Consider the following 14,768-nt stretch of genomic DNA (forward strand, 5'->3'; position numbering starts at 1 on the left):
AGGAATTACGTGTGGCACGTGGTGAGGGCGATGAGCGTCACGAAGTCTATTTGCCAGAACTTGCTCTCATCTCGGGACAAGTAGCGGCAATTGTCGGCCCTAGCGGCTGTGGTAAAAGCACCCTGCTAGAAGCAATAGGGCTTTTGCTCGCTCCCAGCACGCTGCAAAGCTATTCGCTTGGGAAGGCAAAGACCGACGTGGCCGCCTTGCTGCATAACAGGAACGAAAACACCCTGGCCAGCATTCGCTCGAAAGACATTGGCTTCTTACTACAGAACGGTGGGCTGCTGCCGTACTTGAGCGTACGCGACAATATTACGCTCCCCCGGCGCTTATTGGGCCTACCCGCTAGTAGTGAACGCATTCAGCATGCCTGTGCCAAGCTGCGCCTGGACGCTCTGTTGGATAAACGCCCTAGTGCGCTTTCCATTGGAGAGCGCCAGCGCACTGCTTTCGTGCGAGCGATGGCACATGAGCCGCAGGTATTACTGGCCGATGAACCCACGGCAGCTCTTGATCCATACGCAGGGGCTCAGCTTTTTGACCTTATGGTATCGCTTGTGAAAGAGCTCGATATGGCTGCACTCGTGGTCTCCCATGACTACACGCTGGTTGATCAGTTCAAACTGCCAAGACTGGCAGCCTCCTTAACGCCAGAGGGGTGTTGTTTTGCCTTCGCGCAGTAACCGATTTTTTCTCATTACTCGTTTAGCGTTGCAGGATCTTTGGCATGATCGCCAAGTATCGTTATGTATCGCGGCCGCTTTAGTAGCAGTGATTGCGCCGCTGTTGCTGCTTTTCGGACTCAAACATGGCGTTGTTAGCCAGCTTCAAAGCGAGCTACTTGATGACCCACGAAACCTCGAAGTGCGCATGCTGACAAGCGGTAGTTATGACGATCACTGGATGACGAAACTGCGCGAACATCCCGAGGTAGGGTTCGCTATTGGGCAAACACGCTCACTGAATACTCAAGCCAATTTGCTGAAGGATCGTCAGCACTTCCTGGAGGGCATCGAATTGATTCCTTCGGCACCTGGCGACCCGTTGCTAAACACCCTGGATCGCTACCCTGAAGGGGCACGCATCATCTTAAGTGAGTCAGCGGCCAGGCGCCTTGACGTCATCGAGGGCGAATCTCTTACTTTAGCGGTTAACAGAAGGCTTGATGAACAGCTTGAGCGTGGTCACCTGAACGTAGAAATTGCGGGTGTACTAGAGCCTGCCCGCTTTTCGCGTCCGGCTGCTTTTGTGGATCTTTCACTGCTTATTGAGTTGGAACACTTTCGAGACGGTCAAGCAAGTCCCCTTTTAGGCATAAATAATGGCTTAGCGCGAGATGATTACCCATTGAGATACGCCCGGGCGCGTGTTTACGCCAAGGATGGCGATTCAGTACAGGGATTAGTGGAGTGGTTGGAGAACCAGCGTATTGATACTGCAAGCCAGCTTGCTGATATTGAAAATGTACGCACCATCAATAGAGTTCTAGAACTCGTTTTCGGTGTTATTGCCGTAACAGCGATTATTGGATGCATGGCCTCCATGAGTGGTGCTTTTTTAGCCAACATTGATCGAAAACGCCGTGAGTATGCTGTTTTACGCTTGCTTGGTTTTCAACGCCCGGCTATCGCCACCTATATAGCCGCTCAAGTGAGCGTGTTAACGCTAATCGCTTTTGTGGCAGGGCTGGGCCTATTTGCGCTGGGTTCCGTCGTTTTTAACCGTGCCCTCGCCACGAGCCATTTAGCCTCAGGCGTTGTGAGCCATATTACCCCCCTCCATGCCGTGATCGCTTTAATACTCGCTTTTTCGGTAGGGCTATTGGTCGTCATGGTCGGCGTGATACGTGCCTACGGAATTCAACCAGCGGAGAGTCTACGTGAAGCTTGAACGTTGCCTTATCTTATTATTGTCCGGACTTAGCGTTTCCAGTATTGCCCAAGCGGAGCAATGGCCTGAAAGACTCTACAACCCAGCCCCTTCGAGTGGGGATGTGGTGCTTCCAATGCCGTGCGGTGGTGCAATGACGTTTCGCCAGGTACATGTGCCCGTCAGCAAACCACTCGATGACTTTCCCGTTCAAGTAGGGCAAGACGGCACAGGATGGGGTTACGTGGAGCAAAGCCGTCCAGCACATATTTCGGGTAGCTTTATAGACGACCAAGGAGCTACCTCCCGGTACTACCTAATGGCCAAGTACGAGCTAACCGAACTACAGTACGAAGCCCTAATGGAAAACACATGCCCAGGCCTCTCTAATCGTAAGCGTCTTCCCAAAGTAGGCATTAGTTGGTTTGATGCCATGCAGGTTGGCGATACTTACAACCTGTGGCTGCGTGACAATGCGGTGGATGCACTTCCTCAGGAAGACAGTGCGTTAGGTTTCGTGCGTTTACCCACAGAAACTGAATGGGAGTTCGCTGCACGTGGCGGTCTTGAAGTAAGTACGGCGGAGTATCGTGATTCTCGTTATCTCATGCCAGAAGGAATTAATGCTTACGAATGGTTTTCAGGCGCTCAGTCTTCCAATGGACGACTCCAGCTAACAGGCCTATTGGCCCCTAATCCATTAGGCCTACATGACATACTGGGTAACGCCAGTGAAATGATGTTTGAACCCTTCCGACTTAACAAGCTTGACCGCCAGCATGGCCAAGCAGGTGGCGTTATCGTGCGCGGTGGCAATTATTTAAGCCCTCGTGAAGACATTCGCACGGCCTTACGTAGTGAAGAGCCGTACTATGATGGTGAAGGCCAATCCCGCGGCCGTGCTACCGGCATGCGCCTGGCTGTCGTAGCACCGACACTTACCTCCCGAGAGCGTATCGCAGAGATCGAAGAGCAGTGGGCAGCGCTTGGACTGGGAGAGGAAGAAGATGGCACGCCGGATACGGCAGTCCAGTTGGCCGCCCTGGCCTCTGGCGTACAAGATGATGCTTTACAAGAAGAACTTCAGTCACTAGAGCGCCAGTTGCGTGCCAGCAACCAACGTCGTGAAGAAGCACGCAACCAGGCAATTCGTGCCAGCCTCAACTTGGGTGCTTTTCTATGCACCAAGTTAGAAGACGATGGCATTTTTTATGATTTTCTGGCGGATAACTATCGGGTTAACTGTGAAAACGACAACCCTGATGCCAGTTGCGGAATGCGGCAAACCCGCCTGGAGGATCAAGAACAGCGCCTTCAAGGTCTTAGCCGTTATTACGCAAGCAGTTTGGTGGAATCCGCCACTCTATATAGTTCCGATTCTCTAGCAGAACAAGTGCAAGTATTTAGCGAAATTCTCTCCCTTAACGCTCAGTTAAGCGAGCTTGAACCCTATCTTCAAACTTACTGGGGGCATCAGCAACAGTTTTTAAACAATCAGAGCATTACCGCCGGGGCTTGGCTTGAGAACTGTAAAGCCATGGCAAAATAATAACCACTATTAAACAACGCAAGGGAACAACACATGTCGCTCTACACCACTTATTTTAAGAAGCTGCTCGTTGGCTCAGCAATAGCAAGCACACTTGCTCTATCTGGTTGCGCCAGCACCGGTAGTAGCTTATTCAACAGTTCTGACAACCAATCAGCAGATCCACGCTTAACGCAAGGCAACGATGCTCAGTTTTTCAATAAATCTGGTTTTCAAGCCTGCGCAGCAGGTGCAGCTGTTGGCGTTATAGGATGTATGCTCAGTGGCTCTAGCAACCAAGCTCAGTGTGCCATTATTGCAGGCATCAGTGCCTGTGGCGTCGCCATGGGTGCTAACTACTATTTAGACCAGCGGCGTAATGAATATGCTTCATCAGCAGAGCGCTTACAGATGATGAGCAAAGATATTCAGCAAGATACTCAGAAAGTTATCGCCCGCACAGAAACGGCCCGTCAAGTTATGGCCGAAGACCGCCAACGTATCGAACGATTAGAGCAGGAAATGGCTGAGCAACGTATAAACCAGGAAATGGCTCAAAACGATTTAGCCGGTATCGACAGTAATATCGAGATCCTACGACGCGATATTCGAAACATGCAAAAAACAGTGACCGAATATGAAGAAGTGGCCCAGTTAGAGCGTCAAGAAGCAAGCTCTTCTGAAATTCAGCAGGTTGAGCAAGACATTGCCGTAATGAATCAGCAGGTACTAGCGCTGCAACAAGAAGTCGATGATCTCTACAGCATGCGTTCTGCGATCACTCTGGGGTAAGAAGACACTATGATGAAGTTTCAACTTATGGCTGTCGCTTGCGGCCTGATACTACTTAATGGCTGTGCCACTTCTCCGCAAGCTTGTGACCCCAGCCAAGAAGCCAGTCTTCTCACCAAGCTATCTTGTGATGCTGGCGGCGGCTATCGGTCACGTATCGATGCTGGCGAGCAGCAAGTGCAGCTTGATAAAGAAGAAAATGCACTGTTTCGTGATATCCAGCGGCAAATTGCAGAGCAGCAACGTGCTACACGAGATGAGCTACGCGTGACTAATCAGCAACAATATGAACTTGAGCGTACGATTGAACACTTAATGGTGCGCTTACAGAGCCGCTCTCAAGATCAGTTAGGGCTACAGCATCAACTGAACGCGTTAGCGCAGCAGAATAACGCGGACTTAGCAACGTCTGGTGCAGAAGAGGAGAGTTTCGCTGAACGACAAGCACGGCTTAAAGCTTTGCAAGAGCAAGTAGACAGACTTCAACAAAGCCTGGGCTATGCACCGTGATGATTCAAAAGATAGCGGCCTCCTCGCTGGAGGGCCTCCATGCAGCGTATTCTGCGTGAGGAAGGGCTTGCTTTGGCAGACCCTCTGCAACCACAGCGGTTGCAGAGGCTCGTCCATCGCTACAGCCCTCCTAGCATAGGCAACTTATTTGCCACGCCTCGCCCGGGAAATTCCGATAGTCTGGAGTGGTGGACGGAGTTACCGGGACAATCCCATCACTTTAAAGAGCTTCCACTCAGTGACCAGCAGAAGCTGAAAGAGCGTCTTGATCAACGCTTATTGGCTTTAAGCAACCTGATCACTGAACTGGAAAAACGAGACAACGCAGCTGCGAGTGAGTTAAGGCAGTTGCCCTCGGGGCCCAGCACCGAAAATCTGTACTCAGTAAATGGCGAACCGCTTTTAGTTCACTGGGTACCCGTGCAGTCGATGGCAGGTCCTGTTACGTCCTCAACGCCAATCAATCAACCTGTAATGGCACGACCAGCAGATCCTCCAAGGCGGCGCTATCACTTGCTATTACCGTTATTACTCTTACCGCTTATGGTTGGGCTAATACTGCTTGGCTTGTGGCTTGCCTTTAATCGATGGGGACCGTTTTCTCTTCCTTGGCAACCAAGCGAAGACGAAACAATCCCTCTTGTCTGCTATAGCGACAACACCCCCCCACCAGAATTCGTAGCTATCTTTGATACTTCCGGTTCCATGAACCTGAATATTCAAACGTCCAGGGAAGATGAATTGTGGTTTTTCAACATGCCCGATGCCCTGCGTGAGTTTCAGATCAATGATCCACGTATGCAGCAAATAATTGCCAGTCCCTCACGTCTCACTGTCGCTCAAGGAGCCTTCACCGACTTAGTGCAGGCGATTGACCCCAGTGTCGATATTGGACTGATCACCTATCAAGGGTGTGACGCTACGGTTATGCAAGGCATGTTCTCTGCAGAGCAACGCCCACAGCTCATAAAGGGTGTTAATCGATTGCTGGCTAATGACGGTACACCACTAGGAGCAAGCTTATTACAGGCCGCCAATATCGTTGATGGCAAAGAGCGTGATGCGGTTATTTTAGCGTTTGTTGATGGCGATGATGGCTGTGGTCAGGACCAATGCGCTATTGCTCAAGAAATTGCCCGCCAACAGCCCAGGCTCAAAATTAACGTTGTGGATATTTCGAACAGCGGATTATCAAACTGCATCGCCGAACAAACAGGTGGGCGCGTGTTCGGATCTCAAGATGCTGAAATGATTAGTACAATGCTATTAGATGCGGGAAGAGAAGCACTTGGTGAGGAGTACTGCACCCCCTAAGTCTAAGCCTTTAAAACCATAGTATTAACCAATCCTAGCGCCTGACAATAAACCCTCACGCCGCTCAACGGGCGTGCGCAACCAAAGCGTTAACAACACCACGGCCAGCAGCACTTCCGCCAGGTCGCCGCCGTAATACATCCATTGGGCGGCGGCCTGTACTTCCTCAAGCGAATGGCCAGTACCACGAGGCCAACCGTAGCCGTACATCAGCTTGCCCAACAGGCTATGAGTGGCAATAGACGCAAACAGTACGCCCATCCGAAAAAGCAGGCTCAGCCGATGGGGCGACACATCAGGCTCGGCCAGAATCGTCCAGCAGAACAGGTACCCGGCCAAAAGAAAGTGCAGGTGTATGACAACATGCACTATCGGGTGATGGAGAGATAGCGCATAAAGCGGCGTTAAATAGAGCACGTACATACCGCCGATATTGAGCACAAGTGCGCTAACCGGGTGTGAAACAAAGCGCACAAACCGGCTGTGTAGCAAAGCGACGACTCGTCTTCCGCCCGCCTGAGGCAAGGCGCGTAGCAGTAACGTAACAGGGGCCGCCAGTACCCAAGCGAGCGGTGCAAACATACCAATTAATAGATGCAAAACCATGTGGCCCACTAGATCATGGTGCGCCCAAGCCATTAAAGGGGGCGCCACGGCGATAGCTATCAGCAGACTACCCAGGCTAAAAAAGATACTTCGCCAAACGCTCCATCCGGCTGTTTGTTGCCGCTGGGCATAAGCGGCCAGAAGATACGCCAGCGTAAGTAGAACGATCAGTGCCACGGGCAGCCAATCAAGCATCGACCCATGAGCGGCGTGATCGTGAGCCTGCATGCTTAACGACGCGCCAAATGCTTGGCGCGAAAAAGCAGCCAGACGCCTACCAACAATAATCCTATCGCCGCGCCATTCCACACCACGTCATACATCAGCGGATCAACCCCATAGCGAATCTGGTGCAGGCGTAAAATCTTGTGGTTAATAACACCATCGAAAAGCTGAAACCCGCCCATCCCCAGAAAGAAGCCCGCTTGAGCCCATGGGATCGACAACCGTTTGCGCTGGGAAAGATCAAGCAGCATAAACACCCCAACCACGATGGCAAGGAGTTCAAAGGCATGCAGCAAACCGTCCGAGAGAATCCCAAACGCAGGTGTGGAGAAATCGAAAAAATGGTGCCATTGAAGCAGTTGGTGGAAGACGATTTCATCGACAGCGGCCATGACACCAATTCCCATCAGAATGGCTGCCCACAGCGAGCGTTGGGTATCAAATACTGATGAGGCGGGGTAGCTAGCCATGGCATCCTTGCTCCTGGAAGTTTCCCCTCAAGTTAGGTACGCCACGCGCTTATCGCAACCAGAAAGAGGTGATCCCAGGCTAATTTTAACCATGTTAAGCCTCATCGTTACCCCCTAGAATAGCCACGTCGGTGTTCTTTCGAGAACCTAATAGAGAATCCGCCGTGGCCTGGCCGCGAAACGGAACTGCCCCCGCAACTGTAGGCGGCGAGCGATGCTCGACAATGCCACTGGACGCTATGTCTGGGAAGGTGAGCTAGCGACGACCCGTCAGTCAGGAGACCTGCCGACACCCTAACCTTCATCGAGCGGGTCGGCTCGGCTGGCTACTTAGCCAGCTACACGCCAGCGGCCTGCTCATCATGCACGGGAGTGTACATGATGTTGAGATTAACCACGGCGGCTGTCGCCAGCCTTTGGCTTGGGCAAACCGCCAATGCCGCCACCGATTACCCCTTGACGCTTGAAAGCTGCGGGCACGAGATCACACTAGAATCGCCCCCTGAGCGGGTAGTGAGTATCGGCCAAGCGCCCACCGAGATCCTTTACATGCTGGGCCTTGAAGATACGGTTGCTGGCACCGCACTCTGGATTAACCCGGTACTGGAGGAGTTTGCTGACATTGACGCTAATGTCGAACGGTTGGCGGATGATGCACCAAGCTACGAAAGCGTGGTGGCTACCAAGCCCGACCTGGTGATATCTGCCTATGAGTGGATGATTGGACCCGCAGGCGTGGTCGGTACGCCTGAGATGTTTGCCGATGTGGGCATTCCCAGCTGGACCATGCCCACGGAGTGTATTGGCAAAAGCAACCACCAGAGCATGGACGGCGCCCGCACAACGCTGTTTGATACCGAACTGCTTTACAACAGCATCGCGACGCTTGCGCAGATGTTTGATGTTGCCGAACGCGGTGACGAGCTGATAACCGAACTGAAGGCGCGTGAAGCTGCGGCCATCGAAAAAGCGGCGGCTCTTGATTTACCGGACGATACTACCGGCGTGTTTTGGTACTCCTCCGCCGACCTGGGCATCGACCCTTACGTGGCAGGTGTTAATAGCGTGCCCGGCTGGATGATGTCGAAGCTGGGCATCGCTAACGTCGTGACATCAGAAGAGGAGTGGCCCACCGTCGGTTGGGAAACCATTGTTAGAAGTGATCCCACGTTTATTGCTGCCGCCAGAATGGATCGCCGTCGGTTCCCAGCCGACGACATTGCCGCCAAGCGGGCGTATCTTGCGTCAGACCCTGTCACCAGCATGACCGAAGCCGTGCAACAAGGCCGCATTATTGAGATTGATGCCCATGCGATGGACCCCTCGGTTCGAGCGATCTTTGCGCTGGAAGCACTCGCCAACCAGTTAGCGGAATTTGACCTATCACCGTGAGGCATTGCGCCGCCACATTGAGCGTGCCCCAAGGGCGCGCTTCTTACTCATTAATGTATGGGCTTACTCACTATGAAAATGATGCAACGACTTATTGTTCTGCTTGGTCTGCTACCGCTGGCGGCTCTAGCCAACACACATACCGTTGAGATGCTGAACCGCAATGATACCGGGCCAATGCCTTTCGCACCGGACTATCTTATTGTTCAACCTGGCGATACGGTGAAATTTCTAGCCACCGCCCCGGGGCATAATGCGGCCACCATTGACGGCATGATCCCCGAAGGCGGCGAGGCATTTGTAGGCAATATTAACGAAGAGATTGAGGTAACACTGAATGCCGAGGGCATTTGGGGCATTAAGTGCTCGCCACATTACACCATGGGCATGGTGATGCTGATTCAAGTCGGCGATACCACCGCGACGGAAGAGGATCTGCCCGACAACCTGCCTGCACCGGCACGCCAGCGTTTTGTTGAAATCCTGTCACGGCAGGCAAACAATTAACTATATTACTTTATCTATTAGGGCGGCTTGCCACATCAAACCGCCTTTCAAGATCAGCATTTATTTATCACCTCGCGAGTTTTGGTCACTTTTGATATGAAGAAGCTCTCTGGGTGAACTATCTAACATGTAATGTTGATCTTCTTTGCTCTCTATCCACTCAGATAACCAAGTGAGCAGACATTAAACATACGACGTTAACACCCACCAACATGCCACTTAGATCGCACATCGCCCCACCATCTCCTTTACGACACCTTGCTATCTAACAGCGACGCCACCATTAAAAAAAGAAACAACTGATAAGAAAAAATAAAAATCACTTTAAACACATCAACTATAGACTTCAAAAAAGTCATAAAAACTTACCGTCAAGATAGACAAGTCTGATTTTTAACTAAATTTGACTTAGATCAAGCCTAAAATCATCTTCTCCCCTCATGGCTTCAGCTATAACGCTCATTGCCGATAAAAGTAAGCAAGCCATTAATGCACAGGCACACGCGCAGGTTATGGTCAGCTTTTCAACGTCGTTGTCATAAATTATCCTTTTCATGTGAGAAAACATAATGCTGAAGGTATTACACCGTATTACTATAGGCCGTAAGTTTATTCTGGTTCTCGCCTTGCCATTGCTAGCCATGACCTGGCTAGCAGTGTCAGGTATTTTAGAACGTAAAGCGATTGTGTCTGAAATGAATCATCTTCAGGAGATGACGGTACTGAGCCAGTATGCCGGTGACCTGGTTCATGAACTTCAGCGCGAGCGTGGTATGACAGCCGCCTTTTTAGGCAGCCGCGGGCAAAACTTTCGCACTGAGCTGCCTAGCCAGCGCAAGGTGACCGATGGACAGATTGAGAAGTTCAATCTTTATACCGAAAATCTTATCTTTTCTGAAGATGACACAAGCGTTCAAGAGCAGGTAGTTCAAGCTAAACAAATTTTGCATGAGATAAACACAATCCGTTTGCGCGCCGACAGGCTGGAAATACCAGGCGATCAATCCAACCGTTATTATACGGACATTAATGATTTTTTAATCAACATTGTCAGCCAACTTACCTTTAGCGTTGAGCGCGGAGAAATTGTTCGACAGCTCAATGCTTATTACAATTTGTTAAACATAAAAGAACTAGCGGGTATTGAGCGGGCCATGTTAACAACCGCTTTTAGTGCAGACGCCATGTCTTCTACCGCGTTCGCCAATTTGCTGTCGATCACAGGCCGATCAGAAGCATACCTTAAAACGTTTAATCAGCTTTCCAATGCCAGCCTGCAGAGCGAGCTGGCAGCTATACTGGAAAGTGATCTTGCTAAAACGCTTGCTGACATGCGACGTACCGCGGTGGAGCAAGGCACGGCTGGAGATTTCAATATCAATCACCAGCAGTGGTTTGACCAACAAACCATGCTGATTGACAGCCAGGCGGAAGTAGGACGAGAAGCGGCCGATCTTCTGCTTGAAACAGCCCAGAGCTTGCGTGACAACGCGGTCAGCGAGCTGGCGTATTATCTGGCGTGCTCCTTAGCGGCGGCTCTGTTAGCGGTTCTGCTTTCTGTGCTCATTGTCCGCAGTATTGTACGCCCGCTAAAAATAGCGCTTGAAAACATCCAGACACGTGGAGGAGATCTGACTCAGCGCTTGGCGATTCCAGGAAGCGATGAGTTGTCACAGCTTTATCAGGCGTTCAACGAATCAACGGCTAAAACGGAAGAGCTGGTGGCCAGCATCAAGCAGGGTGCTCAGTCTGTCGAAGTTGCCAGCAAGGAGATTGCCAAGGGGAATGCAGACCTTGCCCAGCGCACCGAAGAGCAATCTGCGTCGCTTGTGGAAACGGCATCCAGCATGGAGCAGATTACGGCCACCGTGAAGCAAAGTGCAGATACGGCTCAGGAAGCACGTCGTTCTACACAGGACATGGCAAGCCAGGCAAATTCCGCTAACGATATAGCCGAACGGGCGCGTATGGCGATGGAGCAGATCCATGAAGCCAATCAGCAAGTCACCGCGATAGTGGAAGCCATTGATAACATCGCTTTCCAGACCAATATCCTAGCCTTGAATGCCTCCGTAGAAGCCGCAAGAGCCGGGGAGCAAGGGCGTGGATTTGCAGTGGTAGCCTCAGAGGTACGTAACCTGGCAAGCCGAAGTGCAGAAGAAGCCAAGCAGATTCGAAAGCTGATCGACAATAACGTTAAAAGTATAGAAGACGGGGAAGAGCTTGTTACCTCAACAAGCGATACGCTAAAAAACATTGCAGAACGCGCTCAGCATACGGCTGCTTTGGTGTCAGAAATATCCGCAGCAACCACCGAACAGTCATCAGGCATTGAGCAAATTAATCAGGCGTTAACCCAGTTGGAAGAAGTCACTCAGCAGAATGCTGCGCTGGTCGAGCAGGTCGCCACAGCGAGCCGCTCACTGGACGACCAAGCAGGCGACATGGCCAGCATGGTAGGTCGCTTTAAGGTCACCGAGGAAAGTAATACATTCGCATTAGCGCATCACAGCTACTGAGACCCTTTCATGAAACGCCCGCCGACGAAACATGGCGGGGCGTTTCATGAATGACGTGCCAATAATGAATGGCCTATCCAGCGCTCATTTGCCTGCAAGATCAGCTCAGAGTGAGTCATGTGCAAATATCTCCCTGAGCCTGCTAACAGGCATGCCTGCCCTCATGGTATTCGGTGCGCTCGCACTGGTGCACTTCATTGTTCATCTGCGCTTTTTTCCTACATATTGGCTAGGCTAAATCGCACCGGGACGCTCTAAAGCGTATCCTCTTCACCACACTGATCGTGCTTATCATCGTGGCCGGTACGATCTGGATGCTATGGGACCAACATGCCCGCATGATGGGATAGTTCGCAACGAGCCATACTTATGACCAACGTCGCCATCTTTATTGATACACAAAACGTCTACTACACCACGCGGGATGCATATCGGAGAAACTTTGATTACAACCGGTTTTGGGCGCAAGCCACCGCCAACAGAGACGTGGTGGGTGCGTTTTGCTATGCCATTGATAAAGGCGATAAGAAACAGCGCGAGTTTCAAAATATACTCAGAGCCATTGGTTTTGAGGTGAAGCTAAAGCCCTTTATTCAACGCGCCGATGGTTCTGCCAAGGGCGATTGGGATGTGGGTATTGCGCTGGATGCCATCGAGTACGCAGAGCACGCCGACGTTATCGTACTGGTAACGGGTGATGGCGATTTTGACCTGCTGGTGAATAAAATTCGCGTCAAGTATGGGAAAAAAGTAGAGGTATATGGCGTCCCCCAGCTCACCGCTGCGTCACTAATGAACGAAGCGAGCGCGTTTATTCCCATTAAGGAAGACCTGCTGCTGCGCTAATTCTTACGCTTGCCCCGCTCATCTCAAGCCCTATCCCCGCGCCGAAGCCACACGCATCAAGAGGCGCTTTCCCTTGACGTGTCAGCACAGGCGGGTAGCGCCATTACAACACGTAGCCCGCCACCGGTTCGGTTTTTGAGCGCCAATCTGCCGCGATGCGCCATGACGATACTGCGCACAAGTGATCACTCAAGTCAGCACGAAAACGGCGTGGTAACCCCTACGCGGGCGTGGTGTATGACCTCACGGACAATCACTCGCTATATGCAAGCTACACCAGCACATTCACGCCGCAAACCCGTGAAACCACCAGCGGCGCCACGGTTAAACCCATCGTGGGCGACAGCTATGAAACCGATGGCATCGACCTGGAGATCGCCGGCTCTTTGACGCCCAACTGGAATGTTTACGGTGGCTACACTTACCTGCACTTCCGCCGTGTGGACTCGGATGGCAGCAGCGACCCATCGCATCTGTTCAAGCTTTCCACTACGTATGAACCGTCCGGTTTCTTGAACCGCATGACCTTCGGCGGCGGTGTGTACGCGCAAAGCAACACCCATGCGATATCAGGCCCGGCAGGCCAACCTACAAACGGCGTCAGCACAGGTTCCACTGCCGTCAACTGGCCCGGCTACGCCATCGTTAACGCCATGGCAAAATACGATATCAACGATGAAACCAGCGTAACGCTTAACGTCGACAACCTGCTCGACCAACGCTACTACAACCGCTACGGCTTACGGCGCCCCACGTAGTGCCTCGCTTACGTTGAGGACTGAGTTTTAAGGGGTTTAGAGTAAATGAGGCAGCCGCGCGATTGCGCGGCTTTTTATTGAGCTACATAACTTCTAAATCTTGCACTAAAACCATGGATCTAATTTAAATGTTGCTCAAAAAGCAACAAAGATAACGTTCCTGCTTCTCCTTTCCACCCGTGAAGTCACTTAGGGTTAGTCTTCCTAATAACGTTGCCAATAGGCACATCAATAACGGCAAGGACAGGCAATGTTTACCGATAAGCAAATACAAGATGCAATCGTTCTGCGACAAACTCTCCACAAGCAGCCTGAGCTTAAATACCAAGAAACCCAAACCGCCAAGCTAGCCGCCGAACGATTACGCGCGCTTGGCTACAAGGTAACTGAGGGTATTGCGACAACAGGGATCCTGGCGGAACTGGATACCGGCCGCGAAGGTCCTGTGATCGCGTTTCGTGCTGATATGGACGCGCTTCCTATTCACGAAGCCAATACGTTTGGCCATCGTTCGCAGAATGAAGGTCTTATGCACGCCTGCGGACATGACGGACACACCGCCACGCTACTACTCGCCGCCGAAGTCATCATGGAAAAGCGTGATGAACTGTGTGGGCATCTCAAGTTGCTTTTTCAACCAGCGGAAGAAGGCGGCAACGGTGCGGATGCGATGGTCAAGGCTGGGGTGCTTGAAAACCCTAGAGTGGAAGCCGTATTTGGCTACCACAATCGCCCCGGCTTTCCTGAAGGCCAACTGTTCGTAAAGCCCGGTCCGGCTATGGGTGGCAACGACACGTTCAAAGTCATCATCGAGGGCGTCTCTGGCCATGCGGCCATGCCTCACTTGGCCATTGATCCGATCTACGTTGGCGCCTCGCTAGTACAACAATTGCAAGGGTTGGTGGCCCGTCACAAATCACCCTTGGAATCCGGTGTGATTACCGTAGCGTCCTTTCATGCAGGCGATGCAGCCAACGTAATCCCCGGCGCCGCAGAGCTCGTGGTGAATATTAGAAGTGACCGCCCCTCATCCCGCGATGCGCTGGCTGGCAAGCTTGAGCAGGTCACTAAAGGCGTGTGTGATGCCCATGGCGCCAGCTTCAAACTTGAACACATTCACCAGATTCCACCACTATCCAATGATCCCGAATGGTCTGAACGGGTGTTAGCACTCGCCTCCAAATATGTAGTCAGTAACGACATTCAGCAGTTGGATTACATGCCCACCATGGGTGCCGAAGACTTTGCGTTCTACCTACAGGAAGTGCCTGGCTGCTTTTTCTTCGTCGGTAACGGCGACAGCGCTTATCTTCACAACGAACACTACGACTTTAACGACAACATATTACAGGTAGCAGGTGGCATGTTTGTTGCTTTAGCAAAAGGGCTACTGTTACGCAGCTGACAACCTTTTTACAACCAAAAAATT

Annotated in this window: 14 protein-coding genes and 1 riboswitch; of the genes, 12 read left to right on the forward strand and 2 right to left on the reverse strand. The window is 51.6% G+C overall.

From position 1 onward, the window contains the following. Window positions 1-11 precede the first annotated feature (11 nt). From ACT3RQ_RS03345 to ACT3RQ_RS03370, 6 genes are all read left to right on the forward strand, one after another. The gene (locus ACT3RQ_RS03345) at window positions 12-686 is read left to right on the forward strand and encodes an ABC transporter ATP-binding protein (protein WP_287076923.1); all 675 of its coding nucleotides are present in this window, start codon (window positions 12-14) and stop codon (window positions 684-686) included. Further along, a complete protein-coding gene (locus ACT3RQ_RS03350) occupies window positions 670-1,893 on the forward strand; it encodes an ABC transporter permease (protein WP_225733911.1) in 1,224 nt (407 codons plus the stop codon). Before ACT3RQ_RS03345 ends, ACT3RQ_RS03350 begins: the two co-directional genes overlap by 17 nt. 133 nt (window positions 1,894-2,026) lie before the next feature. After that, window positions 2,027-3,421 carry an SUMF1/EgtB/PvdO family nonheme iron enzyme gene (locus tag ACT3RQ_RS03355; protein ID WP_225733912.1) on the forward strand — a complete coding sequence of 465 codons (1,395 nt, stop codon included), beginning with the start codon at window positions 2,027-2,029 and terminating at the stop codon, window positions 3,419-3,421. Window positions 3,422-3,454: 33 nt separating this feature from the next. Continuing rightward, window positions 3,455-4,192: a hypothetical protein gene (locus tag ACT3RQ_RS03360; RefSeq protein WP_192528422.1), complete on the forward strand. Its 738-nt coding sequence runs from the start codon at window positions 3,455-3,457 to the stop codon at window positions 4,190-4,192. Window positions 4,193-4,201: 9 nt separating this feature from the next. Further along, window positions 4,202-4,702 carry a hypothetical protein gene (locus ACT3RQ_RS03365; RefSeq protein WP_225733913.1) on the forward strand — a complete coding sequence of 167 codons (501 nt, stop codon included), beginning with the start codon at window positions 4,202-4,204 and terminating at the stop codon, window positions 4,700-4,702. A 39-nt stretch (window positions 4,703-4,741) separates the two neighbouring features. Further along, complete coding sequence (locus tag ACT3RQ_RS03370; protein WP_192528423.1) at window positions 4,742-6,016, forward strand: VWA domain-containing protein; 1,275 nt, start codon at window positions 4,742-4,744, stop codon at window positions 6,014-6,016. A gap of 24 nt (window positions 6,017-6,040) precedes the next feature. On the opposite strand, the gene ACT3RQ_RS03375 is transcribed toward ACT3RQ_RS03370, so the two are convergent. Then, on the reverse strand, window positions 6,041-6,850 hold the full coding sequence (locus ACT3RQ_RS03375) for a cytochrome c oxidase assembly protein (RefSeq protein ID WP_192528424.1): 810 nt from the start codon (window positions 6,848-6,850) through the stop codon (window positions 6,041-6,043). 2 nt (window positions 6,851-6,852) lie between these two features. Next, the gene (locus ACT3RQ_RS03380) at window positions 6,853-7,317 is read right to left on the reverse strand and encodes a DUF2243 domain-containing protein (RefSeq protein ID WP_087110788.1); all 465 of its coding nucleotides are present in this window, start codon (window positions 7,315-7,317) and stop codon (window positions 6,853-6,855) included. A 112-nt stretch (window positions 7,318-7,429) separates the two neighbouring features. Then, window positions 7,430-7,622: riboswitch (cobalamin riboswitch) on the forward strand. A gap of 73 nt (window positions 7,623-7,695) precedes the next feature. Between ACT3RQ_RS03380 and ACT3RQ_RS03385 the strand changes: the two genes are divergently transcribed. From ACT3RQ_RS03385 to ACT3RQ_RS03410, 6 genes are all read left to right on the forward strand, one after another. Then, window positions 7,696-8,709, forward strand: coding sequence for an ABC transporter substrate-binding protein (locus ACT3RQ_RS03385; protein WP_087110786.1), 1,014 nt, complete (start codon window positions 7,696-7,698; stop codon window positions 8,707-8,709). A gap of 81 nt (window positions 8,710-8,790) precedes the next feature. Then, window positions 8,791-9,216 carry a pseudoazurin gene (locus ACT3RQ_RS03390; RefSeq protein WP_225733914.1) on the forward strand — a complete coding sequence of 142 codons (426 nt, stop codon included), beginning with the start codon at window positions 8,791-8,793 and terminating at the stop codon, window positions 9,214-9,216. A gap of 569 nt (window positions 9,217-9,785) precedes the next feature. Further along, window positions 9,786-11,735: a methyl-accepting chemotaxis protein gene (locus ACT3RQ_RS03395; RefSeq protein ID WP_087110784.1), complete on the forward strand. Its 1,950-nt coding sequence runs from the start codon at window positions 9,786-9,788 to the stop codon at window positions 11,733-11,735. Window positions 11,736-12,104: 369 nt separating this feature from the next. Continuing rightward, window positions 12,105-12,581: a LabA-like NYN domain-containing protein gene (locus ACT3RQ_RS03400; protein ID WP_087110782.1), complete on the forward strand. Its 477-nt coding sequence runs from the start codon at window positions 12,105-12,107 to the stop codon at window positions 12,579-12,581. A 233-nt stretch (window positions 12,582-12,814) separates the two neighbouring features. Then, entirely contained in the window at window positions 12,815-13,339 is a 525-nt protein-coding gene (locus ACT3RQ_RS03405; protein ID WP_217883886.1) for a TonB-dependent receptor domain-containing protein, read from the forward strand. A gap of 250 nt (window positions 13,340-13,589) precedes the next feature. After that, entirely contained in the window at window positions 13,590-14,744 is a 1,155-nt protein-coding gene (locus tag ACT3RQ_RS03410; RefSeq protein WP_087110780.1) for a M20 metallopeptidase family protein, read from the forward strand. Window positions 14,745-14,768 lie beyond the last annotated feature (24 nt).

It is taken from the genome of Halomonas sp. AOP43-D1-4, assembly GCF_052446175.1.
Classification (GTDB): Bacteria; Pseudomonadota; Gammaproteobacteria; order Pseudomonadales; family Halomonadaceae; genus Vreelandella; species Vreelandella citrativorans.

What these genes read in the sequence shown, in the direction of transcription:
- ACT3RQ_RS03385 (WP_087110786.1), top strand. Translation starts at nt 7,696, where the DNA reads ATGATGTTGAGATTAACCACGGCGGCTGTCGCCAGCCTTTGGCTTGGG.
- ACT3RQ_RS03355 (WP_225733912.1), top strand. Translation starts at nt 2,027, where the DNA reads ATGACGTTTCGCCAGGTACATGTGCCCGTCAGCAAACCACTCGATGAC.
- ACT3RQ_RS03390 (WP_225733914.1), top strand. Translation starts at nt 8,791, where the DNA reads ATGCAACGACTTATTGTTCTGCTTGGTCTGCTACCGCTGGCGGCTCTA.
- ACT3RQ_RS03370 (WP_192528423.1), top strand. Translation starts at nt 4,742, where the DNA reads ATGCAGCGTATTCTGCGTGAGGAAGGGCTTGCTTTGGCAGACCCTCTG.
- ACT3RQ_RS03375 (WP_192528424.1), bottom strand. Translation starts at nt 6,850, where the DNA reads ATGCAGGCTCACGATCACGCCGCTCATGGGTCGATGCTTGATTGGCTG.
- ACT3RQ_RS03410 (WP_087110780.1), top strand. Translation starts at nt 13,590, where the DNA reads ATGTTTACCGATAAGCAAATACAAGATGCAATCGTTCTGCGACAAACT.
- ACT3RQ_RS03380 (WP_087110788.1), bottom strand. Translation starts at nt 7,317, where the DNA reads ATGGCTAGCTACCCCGCCTCATCAGTATTTGATACCCAACGCTCGCTG.
- ACT3RQ_RS03395 (WP_087110784.1), top strand. Translation starts at nt 9,786, where the DNA reads ATGCTGAAGGTATTACACCGTATTACTATAGGCCGTAAGTTTATTCTG.
- ACT3RQ_RS03360 (WP_192528422.1), top strand. Translation starts at nt 3,455, where the DNA reads ATGTCGCTCTACACCACTTATTTTAAGAAGCTGCTCGTTGGCTCAGCA.
- ACT3RQ_RS03365 (WP_225733913.1), top strand. Translation starts at nt 4,202, where the DNA reads ATGATGAAGTTTCAACTTATGGCTGTCGCTTGCGGCCTGATACTACTT.
- ACT3RQ_RS03400 (WP_087110782.1), top strand. Translation starts at nt 12,105, where the DNA reads ATGACCAACGTCGCCATCTTTATTGATACACAAAACGTCTACTACACC.